Here is a 16,956-nt window from a genome sequence, read left to right on the forward strand (position 1 = left end):
AACCGAGTCCGTTCTGTTAATCATAGTCTATAGATCCCCAAGGTACAGTAACTCTGTCTGGTGTAGAATAAGACCACGTCTGTTATCCCCATTTCGTTCCATTCTGGCCATTTATTTGTGAACAAGCTCAACCCGAGACAAAGCGAAGCAGTCCGCTATGCCGATGGCCCGATGCTGGTGCTTGCCGGGGCAGGCAGTGGCAAGACCAGCGTGATTACCCGCAAGATTGCCTACCTGATCGAGCAACTCGGAATACCGGGGCGTCACATTGCCGCGGTCACCTTCACCAACAAGGCTGCCCGTGAAATGAAGGAGCGGGTTGGCAGGATCGTTGACCGGAAGCTGACCCGGGGCCTGATTGTATCTACTTTTCACAATCTTGGCCTCAATATGATCCGGGAGGAGCACACGCATCTTGGCTACCACCCGGGCTTCTCGATCTTTGATGCCGAGGATGCCAAGGCCCTGTTACAGGATCTGATGCTCCGGGAAGCCAGCGCCGAGGCCGGGGACGAACTCAACGATATCCAGATGACCATCTCCTCCTGGAAAAACGCCATGCGGGGGCCGGCCGAGGCCCTGAGCAAGGCGGCGGATGAGCGCGAACAGCGAATTGCCATCATCTACAAGAAATACAACGAGTACCTGAAGGCTTACAACGCAGTCGATTTTGACGATCTGATCCTGCTTCCCGTGATGCTCTTCCGCTCGAATCCGGACGTACTCGCGAAATGGCGGCGGAAGATTCGCTACATGCTGGTGGATGAATACCAGGATACCAACGTGTGCCAGTATGAACTGGTCAAGCAGCTGGTGGCCGAACGGGCCGCGTTTACCGTGGTTGGAGACGACGACCAGTCCATCTATGCCTGGCGCGGTGCCCGGCCCGAAAACCTGGCCCAGCTGAAGGAAGACTTCCCGAGCCTGAAAATCGTCAAGCTTGAGCAGAATTACCGGTCCACTGCCCGGATCCTGCGCAGTGCCAACACAGTGATTGCCAATAATCCCCACGTGTTCGAGAAGGCGCTGTGGAGTGATCACACCATCGGCGAGGAAATCCGGATTGTCCGGTGCCGCAACGAAGACGCGGAAACCGACCGCGTTGCCACCGAGATCCTCGACCAGAAGCTAAAAAAAGGACTCGATTTCCGGGACTTTGCCGTGCTGTATCGGGGTAACCACCAGGCACGACTGCTGGAAATGAAGCTGCAGGCCTACCAGATCCCCTACCGCATCTCCGGCGGCCAGTCGTTTTTCTCGAAGAACGAGATCAAGGACGCCATGTCCTACCTGCGGCTGCTGATCAATCCGGACGACGACGCCGCGTTTCTGCGGGTGGTCAATGTGCCACGCCGGGAGATCGGTCCGCGCACTCTGGAGCAGCTCAGTCACTACGCCCGGTCCCGCAACGTCAGCCTGTTCAAGGCCCTGGGCGACATGGGCGCAGAGACCCACGTGACCGAGAAGGGGCTGGATCGCCTCCGGCGTTTTGCCCACTGGGTGGACGCCACCTGCGAGCGGCTACACAGCGAAAACCCGATACCGGTCATCAAACAGCTGTTTACGGACATCGAGTACGAGGAGTGGCTGCACCAACACTCCGGCACCCCCAAACAGGCCGAGCGGCGGATGGAGAACATCTGGTACCTGGTGGAGTCCATCCAGCGCATGCTCGACGATGGCAAGGGCACGGCCGATGAGCTCGGCATCGAGGATGCCATCACCAAACTGATCCTTCGGGACATGATGGAACAGCGGGAGGAGGACGACGACAGCGACAAGGTTCAGCTGCTCACCCTGCACGCGTCGAAGGGCCTGGAGTTTCCCCACGTATTCATCATGGGGCTTGAGGAAGAAATCCTGCCCCACCGCAGCAGTATTGAAGAAGGTAATATCGAGGAAGAACGGCGGCTGATGTACGTGGGCATTACCCGCGCCCGGGAAACGCTGACGCTGACTTACGCGGCCACCCGAAAGCAGTATGGCGAGAAACTCGAAACCATCCCGAGCCGCTTCCTTGATGAGCTGCCCGAGGAAGACCTGAAATGGGAAGGGACTGGCGACCTGGATGTGGAAGCCAATCAGAAAAAAGGCAAGGCGACGCTGTCTGCCCTGCTTGGAGATCTGGGCCTTTGACAACCGGCAAAACGCAAAAAAGCCCCGGAAGGGGCTTTTTTGCGAAGGTCAGAGTCGACCGATCACTGGCTCTGCTCGACCATGTACTCAACAGACGCCTGAATTTCCTCATCCGGACAGCTGGAACAGCCGCCCTTGGCAGGCATGGCATTGAAGCCGTTGATCGCGTGACTTACCAGCGTATCCAGACCCTGATCGATGCGAGGAGCCCAGGCATCGGCATCGCCAATCACAGGCGCACCGGCAGCGCCGGTAGTGTGACAGGCCATGCACACAGCATCGTATACTTCGCTGCCGGAGCGCGGGCCGGAGCTGGCAGTTTCGGTGGCCGCCGCAGCCTCGCCACATTGTTCACCCTGGAGGCAGACTTCACCGACCGGGCTGATACGTGCACGGATTTCATCTTCGACGCTTGCCATTACGGCGCCAGCTGTCAGGCCTGCGACGACCAATACAGCAGCCAGGACTCTCTTCATCTTCACAATGCACCTCGCATTTGAGCGTTATAATCTTCGGTCGCCGCATTATAGCGACTGAAACCTGGCAAAAAAACCAAACAGCAAAATCATAAATTGATTTCAACCATTTTAATTGCGATTTCGTAAGTCAGAGGGAGTTTCGCAATCAATCCAGTTACCATGGTGTTCGCCGACGTTTCATCATTCAGGACCTGTTTCCATGACCAATTCGGAACCGACTTCACCCCACCCGTTGCGCAAACCGCTGCTTATTGCTGAATTTACGGCGCTTGCCGTTTTACTGGCTTCCATGGGGTGGTTTTCCAGCCAGACCGGCGACGGTCAGACCATCAGCGCCGGCTGGCTGCTGATTCCAGCCTTCGCCAGCCTCGGGGTCTTCATCAGCTTCATTGGCCTCATGTACCTGCGTTGGGTAGCCTCGGCAGAAAGTGGCAACCGGTTCAAGCATAAGGTTATTTTCTCACTTCTGGCCGTCACACTGATCGGCGTCTGGATCTATGGCATCGCCAACACCTGGTTCAGTCTGACCGCCAGCTAGGAGAGCACCTGATGACATCCCCCCACCTGTTGGCGCCGTCCACGGCCATCACTACCCTCTCGTTGATGCTGTCGGTGCCTGTAAACGTGGCGGCACAGACTGAGGAAGCGCCCTCCATTGATTCGCCGGAACAGTGCGCCCTGATTGACGATGGCATCAAGCGACTGGCCTGTTTTGACAGCCTCTACAAACCCACAGAGAGCCAGGCCCAGGCATCGGAAAGCGCCAAAGAACAGGCCGAGAAGAGCGCGGAGCAACTGGCGCCCAATGGTGAAGACCTCGATGCCGTTGCCGGCAATGCCCTGGAAGGTGATCCCGATGCAGGCGTCATGTCTGCCATGGTAGACCGCTATATGGCGGCCGAGAAAGCCGTGTTCTCCTTCTCTGGCAGTTTCGTGGGGCATCGGCCCACCTACATCCTGCCGGTCAGTTGGGTGAAAGACCCGAACGAATCGCCGTCTAGCCCCAGACTTGGGTCCACCGGTTATGACTATGATTTGGAACGGGAAGAAGCCAAGTACCAGATCAGCTTCAAGGTACCACTGCTGACGGGAATTCTGGATGACCGCACAACACTCTGGTTTGGCTATACCCAGACCTCGTTCTGGCAGGTGTACAACCAGGACGACTCCGCGCCTTTCCGGGAGACCAACTACGAGCCGGAGATATTTGCCCGGTACCAGACCGACTGGGATATCGGACCTGGCCGACTCAATGGCGTGACCCTCGGATTCAATCACCAGTCCAACGGGCAGTCAGAACCGAGGTCCCGGAGCTGGAATCGCATCATGGGCTCAGCCGCGTACAGTTATGATCGCTGGCTCTTTATGGTTCAGCCCTGGTATCGCATTCCGGAGAGCAGTGAGGATGATAACGCGGACATCCAGCGCTACCTGGGATATGCCAATTACCATGCGGTATACAAGCTGACCGAGGATCGGACGTTTTCGTTACGGCTGATGAATAACCTGCGGTCGGATGATAACAAGACGTCGGTGGAGTTCGGGTACAGTTTCCCAATGGGGGATACGGTTAAGGGGTTTTTCCAGTACTACAACGGGTATGGGGAGAGTCTGATCGACTATAACCACCGGATTCAACGGTTCGGTATCGGGATTATGCTGAACGACTGGCTCTGACTTCAGGTGCAAGACCGACTGGGACGCTTGTCCTCCTGAAACGCGCTCCTAACGGCACATCCCTGTGACGCTTGGGCTCCGCCATCCCTGGCTCCGCACAGTTCCATGAGGACAAGCGTCCCACTCGGCCCCAAAAAAAGGAGTTACCTCTCCTCGTTCAACCTCTGCATTTCTGCCAGCAATTCTTCCGTCTTCTCTTCCATCAACGGAATATCCGCCCTCGATTCCACGTTCAGACGCACAACCGGCTCGGTGTTGGACATCCGCAGGTTGAAGCGCCAGTCGTCGAATTCGATGCTTACGCCGTCCACGTGGCTGACGCTTTTAGCGCCAACGCTGTATTTGGCTTCAATCGCGGCAATAACCTTGGGGGGATCATCGATGGTGCGGTTGATTTCGCCGCTGGCCGGGTAGGCTTCGATTCGGGCGTCGATGAGGGACGACAGGGTCTGACCGGACTGGCAAAGACGCTCGGCGATCAGCAGCCAGGGGATCATGCCGCTGTCGCAGTATGCGAAGTCGCGGAAGTAGTGGTGGGCGCTCATTTCGCCACCATACACGGCGTCTTCGTCGCGCATTCTCTGTTTGATGAACGCGTGACCGGTCTTGCTTTCGATGGCTTCGCCGCCAGCGGCTTTCACCAGATCAAGGGTGTTCCAGGTCAGGCGGGGGTCGTGGATGACTTTGCCGCCGCCGGTTTTGCGCAGGAACTGGTCTGCAAGCAAACCAACAATGTAGTACCCCTCGATGAAACGGCCGTTTTCGTCGAAGAAGAAGCAGCGGTCGTAGTCGCCGTCCCACGCAATGCCCATGGCGGCGCCTTCCGCGATAACGGCGTCGGCCGTCGCCGCTCGGTTTTCCGGGAGGATCGGGTTTGGTACGCCGTTGGGAAAATGGCCGTCTGGCTGGTGGTGCACTTTCACGAATTCAAAGGGCAGATGCTGTTCGAGTTCATCGATCACCAGGCCGGCGCCGCCATTACCGGCGTTGCAGACAATGGTCAGCGGGCTAAGAGAGCCGGCATCGATATACCCCAGGAGATGGTCCACGTAAGCGCTCATCACCTCAAGCGGTTCATAGCGGCCCTGCTCGGGCGCATCACCGAACGGCTCCAGCACCCGGTCGCGGATTTCGTTCAGACCATTGTCGGAGCTGATCGGCCGGGACTCAGGACCGACCATTTTCATGCCGTTGTGATCTTTGGGATTGTGGCTGGCAGTCACCATAATGCCGCCGTCCATCTTGTAATGGCTGGTGGCAAAATACACTTGCTCGGTGCCGCACAGACCGATATCAAACACATCCGCACCGGCTGCCATGAGGCCAGAGCTGAGTGCCTCGGCAATGTCAGGGCTGGACAGCCGGATGTCGTAGCCCACAATGACTTTTTTCGCGCCAGTGATTTCCACGTAGGCACGTCCGATTTTTTCAGCCAGGACCGGATTCAGTTGGTCCGGCACCCGGCCTCGCAGGTCGTAGGCTTTAAAACAGGACAAGTCCATTGTCTGAAATTACTCCGCGGCGGATGACTGAAGCTGGATGTAGTTCTGGATTCCCATCTGGGAAATCATTTCCAGCTGGGTTTCCAGCCAGTCGATGTGCTCTTCTTCACTATCGAGAATGCTGCGGAACAGTTCACGGCTGGTGAAATCCTGCACTTCCTCGCAGTAGAGGATCGCTTCTTTCAGGTCGGTGTGGGCAATTTCTTCCAGTTTGAGATCGCAGGAGATCATTTCCTCGACGTTCTCGCCGATCAGCAATTTGTTCAGATCCTGGAGATTGGGCAGGCCTTCGAGGAACAGGATCCGCTCGATAAGCTGGTCTGCATGCTTCATCTCGTCGATGGATTCTTCGTATTCCTTGGCGGCCAGCTTGGTAATGCCCCAATCCTTGTACATGCGGGAATGGAGAAAGTACTGGTTGATGGCGGTCAGCTCGTTGCCGAGGACCTTGTTCAAGTGCTGGATGACCTTTTTATCGCCTTTCATGGTCGGGCTCCCTGATGGCCGAATGAATCAATGTCTTAGGATAGCCCCTTATGGCGCAGGAGAAAAACAGAACCGGACAATCGTGCCGGTCAGGCAGGCTGGGCGAGCATATTGGCCATGGCCAGGTAGTCGGGCGTGCGGCTCTCGCGCAAAATTTCGCGGGCAGTGCAGGCGCAGCGTCCACATTGGGTGCCCACACCCAGCTCTTTGCCAAGCTGGCGCATGGATGACACGCCGTTATCGGCAGCTTCGCGAATTTCCCGATCGGTTACGCCGTGGCAAAGGCAAACGTACATAGCAGTGACTCACCAATGACAATAAAAGTTAGTGATAATTATTGTCATTGGCATCTAGAAATGCAAGCCTTCTGGCTTAAATTTGTGCAACTTTTGTGTTGCGAGACTCACGAACCCCGGGTCAGATTCCTCGAACCTGCGTCGGTGACCACCACGTTGTCCTCGATACGAATACCCCCGCAGCCTCTCAGCCGGCCAATCAGCTCACGGTTCACGTATTGCCCCAGCTCGCCTTCCAGAAGAGGATCCAGCAGCGACGGAATGAAATAGAGACCCGGCTCAATGGTTACCACCATACCGGGCTCCAGCCGGCGGGTGAGGCGAAAAAACGGCGCCTCTTCCGGAGGCGGCGTTGGCTTTCCAGCCACGTCGTGAACCTGGACGCCCAGGAGGTGACCGATGCCATGGGGGAAGAACACACGGGTGATGCCCTTTTCGACGATGTCCTCATCATCCAGGCCGGTAACTAGGCCGGTCGCCGACAGCAGGGCGGCAAGCCCCTGATGGGCCTTGCGATGGATGTCGATGTAGTCCACCCCGGGCGCGACCATGTCGCAGAGCCTGACCTGAAGCCGGTCGAGACCGTGGATCAGCGCTGCGAAGTGCGACTCTTCCGGACCTGCCGTGGTACGGGTGATATCGGAGCAGTAGCCCCGAAAACGGACTCCGGCATCGATCAGCAGGCTGCGGGTCTGCCCCGGCGGCTGCGTATCGTAATACTGGTAATGCAACGTCCCGGCGTGCTCGTTCAGCCCGATAATGCTGTGATAAGGCGCTTCGGTTTCCCGCTGGCCGGTTGCCTGCTGGTAGGCCAGATTGATGCCAAACTCGCTCTCACCGGCCAGGAACGCCGCCCGGGCCGCCGCATGGCCTGCCAGAGCCAGTCCGTTGGCCTTCGCGAGACACTCGATTTCGTAGGGCGTTTTGCGCGCGCGGGTCTCGTCCAGTTCCCTCAGCAGGGCCTCCGGGTTTTTCTCACCCGGAATATTCGATATCAGGGCAGGATCCCCGATCACCGCCAGGCTTTCGGGATCATCTAGCAGCGGAGCCTCGGGTGAGGCACTGCTGCGAACCTCGATAAATTGCTGCCAGGGCTCTTCCGCCAGTGGCGAATTGGCGTGCCAGAAGTCGACCGGTTCGAACAGCCAAAGCACAGGCTTGTGGCCGGCCCGGATCCAGAGCCAGCAGTGTTCGCGACCGGCCAGCCCGGTCCAGTGCAGAAACGGACCATAACCCTGGAAATGCCAGGCCTGGTCATCTCCATAACGGTAAGGCGCGGCGCCGGAAGCAATAAGCAGGCTGCCGTAGCCATGCTCCTCTAACGCCTCTGTATAACGGTTCAGAAGAATCTGGAGGTGTTCCACCTGGAGTGAAAGCAGGTTCCGGTCAGACATATCCAAGACCTCTTACAAACGAAAAAACAAAGGCAGAATCAGAGCGGTGAAGACGCCCGTCAGGCCCATACCCAGGGAAGCAAATGCACCCGCAGTATGGCTGATCTCGAACGCCCTGGCGGTTCCGATGGCATGGCCATTCAGCCCCAGGGCAAAGCCCAGAATCCGTTCGTCTTCAACAGGCAAAAGCCGCGCGAGCAGGTCAACGAAGAGGGTTGCCACCACGCCCGTGATCAGGAGCCCGCCCATCATTAGGGGCACAGAACCGCCCAACTGCTCAGTAATACCGATGGCGATAGGCGCAGTAACCGACTTGGGCGCCAGCGAGGCCAGGACCTCCGGCGTCGCGCCCAACGCCCAGCCAATCACCACTGCGTAAACCGCCGCCATGGTGGCGGCAATCGGCAGCGTGACCACAATCGGGCGCCACATGGCACGGATATGGTGCATCTGCTGGTACAAGGGAATGCCGAGGGCGACGGTGGCAGGCCCCAGCAACACCGTCAGCCAACGCGCGCCCTGTTGGTAATCCTGGTAATCCACCGCCAATGCGATGAAGCCAGATAAAAGACACGCAGACAAAACAACCGGCGGCAGCCAGATAGGCCGGCCAATGCGGGAAAACAGCCAGTTGCCGGCAAAGAAGGCACCGAGGGTCAAACCGATCGCAAGAATCGGGGTGGCGGCAAGCGACTCCGGCAGGGCCTGGAAGCGCACAAGGAGCTCACTCACCATCGCTAACGCCTCTTTTCGTCACCGCCTTCATCAACAACAACGTCGTCAGCACACTGAGAAAGGTGCCCACCAGCAATGCCGCCGCAACCGCCAGCCACTGCCCGGAGAACTGGTTCGCCGTGAAAAACACACCCACCACCCCCGGCATGATCAAGAGCACCAGCACCGATATCAGCCCCTGGCTGGCCTGAGCAAGATCGTCACTCACGCTGCCTTTAAGCATCAGGGTGAAGGTAATGACCACCATCCCCAGCACCCCGCCACTCACCGGCAGCGCCAGCAGGAGGCGCACAGACTCGCCAAGAATAAAAAACAGCACCAGAACCAGAAAACCACGCAACATCGGCATGCGCTTACACTCACCCGGGAAAGAATTGCATTACACTAGCCCAAACCCCTATCCCGATACCAATGCAGGAAGCCCATGGCGCTCAAAGCAACCATTCTCAAGGCAACGCTCAACATCGCCGACATGGACCGTCACTACTACGCGGATCATCAATTGACCATCGCCCAGCATCCGTCGGAAACGGACCTCCGCGTGATGATCCGGCTGCTCGCCTTTGCCCTGAACGCCAGCGATGCCCTCGAATTTACCAAAGGCCTGAGCACCGATGATGAGCCAGAGCTTTGGCAGAAAGACCTGACCGGCGAAATTGAATTATGGATTGAGCTGGGCCTGCCCGAAGAAGACCGTATAAGGAAGGCCTGCAACCGCGCCGGGAAAGTGATCCTCTATACCTATGGCGATCGCGCATTCCCAGTCTGGTGGGACAAACACCACGGCAAGCTGGAACGTTTCGACAACCTCACCATTGTCCACCTGCCGGGCGACAGCACTGAGGCCCTGGCAGCGCTCGCGGACCGGTCCATGAGCTTCCAGGTTACCATCCAGGATGGCGAGGTCACCTTCAGCAATGATAACAATCTGGTATCGATTACCCCCGAGCAGCGACTACCCCAGAACTGAGGGCAGGACTTGCCCTCGGGGGCTGGACAGACACCCGCTACGCACGTAAGATTGCGCACTCGAAATCGGCGAGCCATCGTCGAGCTCGAAGCGCCCGTAGCTCAGCTGGATAGAGCGTTGCCCTCCGGAGGCAAAGGTCATAGGTTCGAATCCTATCGGGCGCGCCATATATATGAAGGACTTGCGTGAGAGCGCAGGTCCTTTTTTTATGGCTGTGTCCAAATTGTGGCCATGGTGTGTCCAAACGAATCCGGAAACGAATTGAAGTAGTTTCGAACTGACCTTTGCACCGAATGAGGTCAAACAATGTCTAGGACACAGAGTCGAGGGATAGTGTTCACCTAGGTCGCGAAGCGGACGTTCAGGTCAATAGACCAAAACGCACCTTAGAGAAATTCAGCCTCTTTTTTAACATGCCTGTAGTAATCGGGTAATCCGGATTTTTTTATCTTGAGTTCAATCATCCAATCACGGGTAAACTGATTCGGGACCCGTTCAAATTCTGCACGGTCGAGGAGCACTAAAACCTCGTTATCCGTTCAATGCGACAGGCGCGGCTCTGACATCGTCAGCGCTGGAGGCACCAATCGCGACTCCAGAAAAAACATATAAGACTGTAGTCGCCAAAGCCTAAATGCGGCCTTCGAGAATACGCATGCTCAACCCCTGTTGATCGCCAATGTTCTGTTAAGTACGCGGCCCCGGTTTAAGGGTTCAAATGGATATTGCTGAGTGCGAGATTCCACCTTATATTAGGCGCAATGACAGACCCATTCGATAAAGAAAAACGCTGCTTCCACAACGGCGAGCGCATTCTTCTCGCCTTTGCCAGCCAGACTGACACCGCAAAAGCCCTTGCAACACGGATCTATGAACACAATTCATCCATGTGCGATCTGGTAAATCTGGCGGAGATTGAACCCGAGACGCTGGAGCAATACGGGCGCCACATTTTTATTGTCTCGACATTTGGTGAGGGAGAGGCGCCCACCGAGGCGCGTCCCTTCACACAGGCGTTCGACCAGTCGAGCATCAATCTGGACCAGGTAAAATTTGCGGTGCTGGCTCTGGGTAACCGGCAGTACGCGGACTTTTGCGGTTTTGGTAAACATCTGACCCAACAACTGCTTCGTCAGGGCGCGGACCCGCGAGTTCCGACCACCGAATTGCATCGTACTGACGCCGCCGTGTTCAGCCATTGGTGGCAAAAGCTGTCGGAAACCTTTGGCATCGCGCTGGAACCCGATATGAGCGACTGGGAAGTGGCAACCGTGATGGATACGGAGGGGCGAACCGAGTCAGCGCTCGACCTCATCTTTTACATTCAGTGTCTGGAGCATGAACAGGCGACGGCTCTTCGCTTTAAGCCCAAACGAAAAAATCCAAACCTCGAGCCATTTGTCGCCGAGATCAACCCGGACCCCTCGAATCCCTTTACCCGCATCCGAATCACCACGGACCATACAAAGCTCGATAAGAGCGGAACCGCCAAACTACTGTTGTCTGCACAGCCAGGCGATAAGTGGCACGTTCAGGTGACGGGCTCAGAAAATGACGACTGAGCGGCTTCTTTGGGCAAACCGAGAAGGCGTTTGCTTAGGCTCAGTGAAGGCTTACCGCGCTCGTTGCAAAATCAGATGCTGTGGGCGCACAGCGAACGTTCATATTTGTGCCCCAAAGCCCACGTCTGAGACTCAAAAGAGAGACGGTTGATCGACGAGAGAGCCAGTTTTAGAAACGGCCTCCTTTGCGGATTTCCCGGACTGGATTCGCTTAATACAATCTTTGGCAAACTTGGCGCTCGCTTTGGCGTCAACGATGGGCGATGGATAGGGCTCGTAGCCTCCAGAGAAGGCTTCCTGGGAAAGGTGCGAACTGGTCAACTCTGGCTGTAAAGCAGCTCCGCCTTCCAGATCGGACAACTCCGGTAACCATTGGCGTACGAAGTCACCCTTCGGATCGTGGTCAAATCCAGCTTTTATCGGGTTATAGACCATCATGCGCTCGAAAGGCGTTGTCCCACTTATCAACTGCAAGATGGGGAAATGAACGGCAGGTTCCCAATCGATAAATTGGCGAGCCAAAAGTCGCGCGACGCCGTCCTGATCACCAGAAAAGACCGGCAGAAAGAGATTCATCGTAGCAAAGCTGGCCAGTGTCGCTCTGCCCCGCATGTGGATATGGCCCGTCGCTCTTAAACAACGCATCAACGCATCAACAAATGGAAAACCGGTCCTCCCCTCTTCAAAACGCGTCATCAGCTCTGGGTCGTATGTCTGCGGCCTCAAACCATTAAACTCTGGCAGCATACATTTGTATTCAAGGTCAGGCTGATCTTCGAAGGTTTGCATGTAGTCCCTCCGCCAGGCCAACCGATCTAGGTAGAACCGAGCGGCTGATTCGAAACGATGGAACGCTATTTTGGGCATCGACCCGTTGGCGTCCGTCACTGCCCTGTCGACCGCCTGAAAAATCTCTACGTCGCTGATGACGCCATACGCCAAATAGGGACTCAGGCGGGAACATCCATCAAATGCAGAGTTGGGGCTTGATAAGCGCTTTGGGTATGCAAGTATGGTGTTGGCCTGAAAAAAAACCTGCATTATGGCCTCGGCCGCTTTCCTGCCTCCGCGTGCCCGGTAGGCTTTATCCGCTCCGCCTGCCAGGGGAATTTCAACAGGATCGACTGAGTGGAAAGGGGGCGTTGCAAACCTTGCTGTAAGATCGACTCCCCTGGGATCACGAACAGTGTGATTGCGAACGGACTCGGCGAAGTAGTCTGGAAAGGACTGCCGGACTTCGGCTCCGCGAGCAATTCCGTTTTGGGGCATCTCATCGAAAGGAATGTCCTGCCCGGAAAGAAAGCCTCTCACAGCGACATCGCGGGTAAAACCGGCCTGGTTTGTCGTTTCTCGGTGAGACCAAACCTTTGCAATTGTGTGCTGGGCGTGGATTCGCTTGAAGACTTCGATAGCTTCTCCACACAGTTCGACGAGTCTACCCCCTATGGCTTCAAAATCCTCCGCCAGTTCGCCCAAGGTTTCCTGAACAAACATCTGATGTTGCCGAGACACATCCGGGTGCTCAATCTGGCTTGGCTCGTGAATGTAAATTGGCAAGACTGAGCCGAAACGCTCAATGTTGGAGCGTTTGAGCGATTCAAAGAGGGGTCGTGAATCTTGCAACCGAAGGTCGCGCTTAAACCAGATAATTTGCATGAGGGAATGTACGATGAAATCGGGCCATGGACGTACTGATATGTCTTTGATTGAATAAAACTCTATACACCATGAAATGGCTGCAAATGGTCGCAAAGCGAACATTCGGGCGAAGCACCAAGCCCAGCCACTTGTTTAATTGCTTGGACTAGCCAGTGACCACGCACCACATGATGAAAGCAACCATGCACCCAACAAAGTTGGCTACCAATTTTTTATGGTAATGCTCGCCTTCAGGTTTGAAGTTTTCAATTAGCGAAGGTAATCAGAGTTTTTGGTCAAATTCCGCTTTACGTACATTGCCGCCCCACAAGCTTACTGACTGGCTCAATTAGACCTTGAGTTCAATTGCGGTCGTTAGACTCTAGTTTTAAAAAGCGAATAATCGAACTATAGCTGACGATAGAAAATTCGAACTATCAGACTATATTGAGAGAAGTATCATCATACGACTAATCAAACTTGACCTCAAATAAGTCTGTTTAAATAAAACTTATATTAAAAACAGATCTGCAAATCTTTAGGAGACGCTTGCCTTGAATGCTTACCTGCGTGGGAAACGTTGATTAATAGACGAAAAATAAAAGACTTTTCACTCTCTAAAGAACATTTAATAGATGTCAATATGTTAAACATGAGGCGTCATGTATTTAAAGTTTAGGAAAAATGACGTTTTATTTTACCTATACTCTGAAGCCTAGGCGTTTTCACATTGCACTAAACAGATTGTCGACTTGAATATCGGCGCCTGTGAGCAAATCTTTTGTTAAAAATAGAGGGGGTTTGTCAGGGTTAATTTGATCCCCATACAGAAATCCAGCGTACCATCACACCATGTTAATAAACTCATCAGTTCCATGATGAAGACTGTGATGAAGAATATGACAGCACAACATCGCGTCGCTTGGCGGTCCTTCCCGACAGGCCCCGTGACAGCAGCGTATAAACGCATGGTGGATGCGGGGGAGGTGCGACGAGATGACGCGCAGGTCGCTCTGGCGGCAAAATTCGATGCCCTGCACGAGTCTCTTACCTCGCTCCCACCAGTACCAGTACGCAGCGACGAACCGACAGAGGGCAGCTTTAAAAACAGCAGTCCACTGTTACGGTTACTGGCGCGATCCTTGGCACACGCTCAGTCTTTTCTTCGAAAGAAGTTCCATTTGTGGTCTTTTGGTCCACCACCGCGAGGCATGTACATTCATGGACCGGTCGGGGTCGGTAAGAGCTTTCTAATGGATCTCTTTTACGCGTCGGTTTCTGTTCCTGATGATAATTCTTGCTGTACTAATGACAGCCACAAACACATAAACATAACCAAACGCCGCGTCCACTTTCACGAATTCATGCTAGACGTCCATCATCGCATCTTTGCCTACAAACAGGAGTACCCACGAGGTGATGCGATTCCCATCATCGCGCAACAATTGGCACAAGAAGCCCAACTCCTCTGTTTCGATGAATTTCAAGTGACAGACGTTGCCGATGCCATGATTTTGAAGCGACTTTTTTCATTATTATTGGATTTGAATGTGGTGGTAGTGGCTACCTCGAATCGCTCTCCCGCTGCCTTGTATGAGGGAGGCATTAACCGCTCCCTCTTTTTGCCTTTCATAGGCATGTTAAAACACACATTCGACATTATTTCCATGGAGGATTCCAGCAAGGATTATCGACTTGAAAATCGAGCGGATGGTCAATCCTATTTTTGGTCAAACAAGAAAGTTCATAGTGATAATAATAGTAAAAACAACATGCAAGCGCAGTTGGAAAAAATATTTGGTAGCACTGCATCCGGAACTGAGGCCGAGATCATTCCCGTCCTCTTTGGTCGCACCGTCCAGGTGACCCGATTGAATGACCGGTGCGCCTGGTTTGACTTTTCCGAGTTGTGCTACCAACCGCTCGGGGCGGCCGATTATATTTCTCTCTGCCGCCGATTTCCGGTCATCATCATGGAGCGCGTCCCCCAACTGGACGCCAATCACCTCAACGAAGCACGACGATTCGTGACCCTCATTGACGCGTGTTATGAATCTCGCACCCGCTTGGTGCTGGCGGCACAAGTCCCGCTCGACGAGTTGTTTGTTGATTTTGAAGCGCAAGCCGAAAGCAGCGACGGAGATGAAGAATTGATTGTCAATGAAAAGGGAGGAAACTCAAGTTCCTTTGCGACCACCATGATTCGCACCAAAGAGGGAGAATATTATGAGTGGTCGGCGACGGGTCGAATTGGCGTGTCGCTGGCACAATTATCGTCTGCCAATGATCTCGCCTTTTCCTTTCGACGAGCCGCTTCTCGGTTGGTTGAAATGGGAGGAAATGAATGGGGACGGCAATGACTAAAGGTCTTTATCTTGCAAACCTATGTCAGGGCAGTTCATGAATCTGATCTGGCCAATGGATTTGGGCTCACTTCAGTTCCTGCCTCTCTGCACAAAAAGTAGGGGCCCGTAATGAAAGACCTCGCATGGCAATACTTGTTTCCTTCATCAACCCGATGCGTTCATCCAATAGCCGGTTATGTGTGCAGACATCATCTTCACCATTCAACCTATTCGCGGCAATTAAGATAGGCAGTTATAGCCAGTGGCATTAATAAACGAGTCACGGCACATACCTTTCGGCATGCCTTTGCGACAGAGTTATTAAGATCTGGAAGTGATATTCGAACGGTGCAGGAAATACTCGGGCACAGCGATATCAGAACAACTGAAATCTACACGCATATATTGGGCGATCGACGGGCGGGAACCGTGAGTCCTTTTGATCGATTGCCAGGTTCATAATGCGCTTCATTTCGATCGTTTTGGTGGGAAAACAGCCATCATTTTTGATCGTCGCGAATGTTCGCTTTTGTTTAAAAAGCAAACAATCTGTTAAGCCACGAGCTAGTGAAACTATCACTAAATCACTCGCCAGGTCATTGTGACCTAAGAATGCATGTTGGCGCGATTATAGGAAACCGTTTGCATGGCTGGAATCAATGAACCACTGCAGAGCGCTGCCAGTTGGCCTGGCAGCTTTTTACTTTATTATTCAGGGAGGTAAAACGATGAAAGACACCAAAACATGGAAAATCACCGTGCAAGGCAAGCACGGAGAGGAGCAAACCCTCCACAAAAGTTTGAAGGGTACTGAGCCATCAAGTTCCGAAACCGCCGCCCACGGATTCGAGATTAGAAGCCAGCATTAAAGGGCTTTATTATCGAATTCGGTGACCGCCTGGACGGCCACCTATGATGGGATGGGCAGTTACACATATTTAGTTGCAGGCTCCGCTGTGGTAACCGGGCAGCCCCCAAGTATTAAGAAATCTCCGCTTCGCCCACACTTTGAGGCATATACTGGGGAAACCGGCTGGCGTTACCAATAGACATCAGGTGGGCGTAGATCCAGCCCAGGTAGCCATCCCGGTTCAGCTGCCCGATCGTGCTGTCGTCCAGTTCACGTAATTTGGCTTCATCCACAATCTTCAGATCCCGCAGCAGAAAATTCTTCTGCTCCCGGTTTGAAACGCGAATTTCGCGCGTTACCAGCAGATCCAGCTCCTTCAGTTTCTGCGCAAATTGCTGTGTACGGTCGCTTTCCGCCAGATAGCCATTCAGGAAATTGATAACGCCTTTAAGATACTCAGTATCCTTGCCCTCGTCGTCAAAAAGTGACTCACCTTCCTCCTCTGAGAAGGCATGGAAGCTATCATCAAGGCACACGGTGTAATCGCCGTCTTTGCCACCCTGGGCGAGCACAAACGGGTAACGGCGAACAAATGCGGGCACATAACAGCCCTCGCGCCAGGCATCCTTGTCATCCAGAAACAGGTTCTCGTTCTGACGCAGACCCAGCAGTGCCACGGCACCCAGCTCATCGGCTTTCTCACCAGCGAACACAATCGGGTAGTCACGGGCGGCCTGGAAAAACTCGCTGCCGGCCAGCGGCACGTAGTGGGTGTCGCGGGCAAATGCCGCGGTACCCAGCCCGGTCTGTATCTTCAGATTGCGGTGGTTATCCCGGTTCAGGGGTACGATGTGGTTGTAAAGCAGCATGCAAACGTCCTTCTTTT

At 54.4% G+C, this 16,956-nt stretch carries 16 protein-coding genes and 1 tRNA gene; 8 read left to right on the forward strand and 9 right to left on the reverse strand.

Going from position 1 to position 16,956, the window contains the following annotated elements:
- The first annotated feature begins 117 nt into the window (after positions 1-117).
- On the forward strand, positions 118-2,136 hold the full coding sequence (rep, locus tag CFB02_RS12790) for a DNA helicase Rep (RefSeq protein ID WP_014575829.1): 2,019 nt from the start codon (positions 118-120) through the stop codon (positions 2,134-2,136).
- Positions 2,137-2,198: 62 nt separating this feature from the next.
- Here the strand turns inward: rep and CFB02_RS12795 are convergent, their stop codons facing one another.
- Positions 2,199-2,612 carry a c-type cytochrome gene (locus tag CFB02_RS12795; protein WP_088558278.1) on the reverse strand — a complete coding sequence of 138 codons (414 nt, stop codon included), beginning with the start codon at positions 2,610-2,612 and terminating at the stop codon, positions 2,199-2,201.
- 202 nt (positions 2,613-2,814) lie between these two features.
- On the opposite strand from CFB02_RS12795, the gene CFB02_RS12800 reads away from it, so the two are divergent.
- Both CFB02_RS12800 and CFB02_RS12805 read left to right on the forward strand, forming a co-directional pair.
- Positions 2,815-3,153, forward strand: coding sequence for a hypothetical protein (locus CFB02_RS12800; RefSeq protein ID WP_088558279.1), 339 nt, complete (start codon positions 2,815-2,817; stop codon positions 3,151-3,153).
- An 11-nt stretch (positions 3,154-3,164) separates the two neighbouring features.
- Positions 3,165-4,292 carry a phospholipase A gene (locus tag CFB02_RS12805; RefSeq protein WP_088558280.1) on the forward strand — a complete coding sequence of 376 codons (1,128 nt, stop codon included), beginning with the start codon at positions 3,165-3,167 and terminating at the stop codon, positions 4,290-4,292.
- A 143-nt stretch (positions 4,293-4,435) separates the two neighbouring features.
- On the opposite strand, the gene CFB02_RS12810 is transcribed toward CFB02_RS12805, so the two are convergent.
- The 6 genes from CFB02_RS12810 to CFB02_RS12835 form a co-directional block, all read right to left on the reverse strand.
- A complete protein-coding gene (locus CFB02_RS12810) occupies positions 4,436-5,794 on the reverse strand; it encodes a phosphomannomutase (protein ID WP_088558281.1) in 1,359 nt (452 codons plus the stop codon).
- A 9-nt stretch (positions 5,795-5,803) separates the two neighbouring features.
- Positions 5,804-6,280 (reverse strand): bacterioferritin, encoded by a 477-nt coding sequence (gene bfr / locus CFB02_RS12815; protein ID WP_014575823.1) that lies wholly within the window; start codon positions 6,278-6,280, stop codon positions 5,804-5,806.
- A gap of 89 nt (positions 6,281-6,369) precedes the next feature.
- On the reverse strand, positions 6,370-6,576 hold the full coding sequence (locus CFB02_RS12820) for a bacterioferritin-associated ferredoxin (RefSeq protein ID WP_012139146.1): 207 nt from the start codon (positions 6,574-6,576) through the stop codon (positions 6,370-6,372).
- A 107-nt stretch (positions 6,577-6,683) separates the two neighbouring features.
- A complete protein-coding gene (gene pepQ / locus CFB02_RS12825) occupies positions 6,684-7,970 on the reverse strand; it encodes a Xaa-Pro dipeptidase (protein ID WP_088558282.1) in 1,287 nt (428 codons plus the stop codon).
- Between the two features lie 12 nt (positions 7,971-7,982).
- Positions 7,983-8,705, reverse strand: a complete 723-nt coding sequence (locus tag CFB02_RS12830) for an LrgB family protein (protein ID WP_088558283.1) — start codon at positions 8,703-8,705, stop codon at positions 7,983-7,985.
- On the reverse strand, positions 8,695-9,054 hold the full coding sequence (locus CFB02_RS12835) for a CidA/LrgA family protein (RefSeq protein ID WP_088558284.1): 360 nt from the start codon (positions 9,052-9,054) through the stop codon (positions 8,695-8,697). The genes CFB02_RS12830 and CFB02_RS12835 overlap by 11 nt, the downstream gene beginning before the upstream one ends.
- A 75-nt stretch (positions 9,055-9,129) precedes the next feature.
- Between CFB02_RS12835 and CFB02_RS12840 the strand changes: the two genes are divergently transcribed.
- The 3 genes from CFB02_RS12840 (at position 9,130) to CFB02_RS12850 (ending at position 11,237) form a co-directional block, all read left to right on the forward strand.
- On the forward strand, positions 9,130-9,675 hold the full coding sequence (locus CFB02_RS12840) for a YaeQ family protein (RefSeq protein ID WP_088558285.1): 546 nt from the start codon (positions 9,130-9,132) through the stop codon (positions 9,673-9,675).
- Between the two features lie 90 nt (positions 9,676-9,765).
- Positions 9,766-9,842: transfer RNA gene (locus CFB02_RS12845), tRNA-Arg, on the forward strand.
- Between the two features lie 594 nt (positions 9,843-10,436).
- Positions 10,437-11,237 carry a flavodoxin domain-containing protein gene (locus CFB02_RS12850; RefSeq protein WP_088558286.1) on the forward strand — a complete coding sequence of 267 codons (801 nt, stop codon included), beginning with the start codon at positions 10,437-10,439 and terminating at the stop codon, positions 11,235-11,237.
- A 132-nt stretch (positions 11,238-11,369) separates the two neighbouring features.
- Here the strand turns inward: CFB02_RS12850 and CFB02_RS12855 are convergent, their stop codons facing one another.
- Positions 11,370-12,998, reverse strand: a complete 1,629-nt coding sequence (locus CFB02_RS12855; protein ID WP_227519209.1) for an FAD-binding domain-containing protein — start codon at positions 12,996-12,998, stop codon at positions 11,370-11,372.
- Positions 12,999-13,765: 767 nt separating this feature from the next.
- Here CFB02_RS12855 and zapE point away from each other — a divergent pair.
- Together zapE and CFB02_RS18505 are read left to right on the forward strand one after the other, a co-directional pair.
- Positions 13,766-15,235 (forward strand): cell division protein ZapE, encoded by a 1,470-nt coding sequence (zapE, locus tag CFB02_RS12860; RefSeq protein ID WP_227519210.1) that lies wholly within the window; start codon positions 13,766-13,768, stop codon positions 15,233-15,235.
- 240 nt (positions 15,236-15,475) lie between these two features.
- On the forward strand, positions 15,476-15,682 hold the full coding sequence (locus tag CFB02_RS18505; RefSeq protein WP_088558288.1) for a tyrosine-type recombinase/integrase: 207 nt from the start codon (positions 15,476-15,478) through the stop codon (positions 15,680-15,682).
- A 519-nt stretch (positions 15,683-16,201) separates the two neighbouring features.
- Here CFB02_RS18505 and CFB02_RS12875 read toward each other — a convergent pair.
- Positions 16,202-16,939, reverse strand: a complete 738-nt coding sequence (locus CFB02_RS12875) for a SapC family protein (RefSeq protein WP_088558290.1) — start codon at positions 16,937-16,939, stop codon at positions 16,202-16,204.
- Positions 16,940-16,956: the final 17 nt, after the last annotated feature.

The sequence above is a fragment of the Marinobacter sp. es.042 genome (assembly GCF_900188315.1).
Lineage (GTDB): Bacteria > Pseudomonadota > Gammaproteobacteria > Pseudomonadales > Oleiphilaceae > Marinobacter.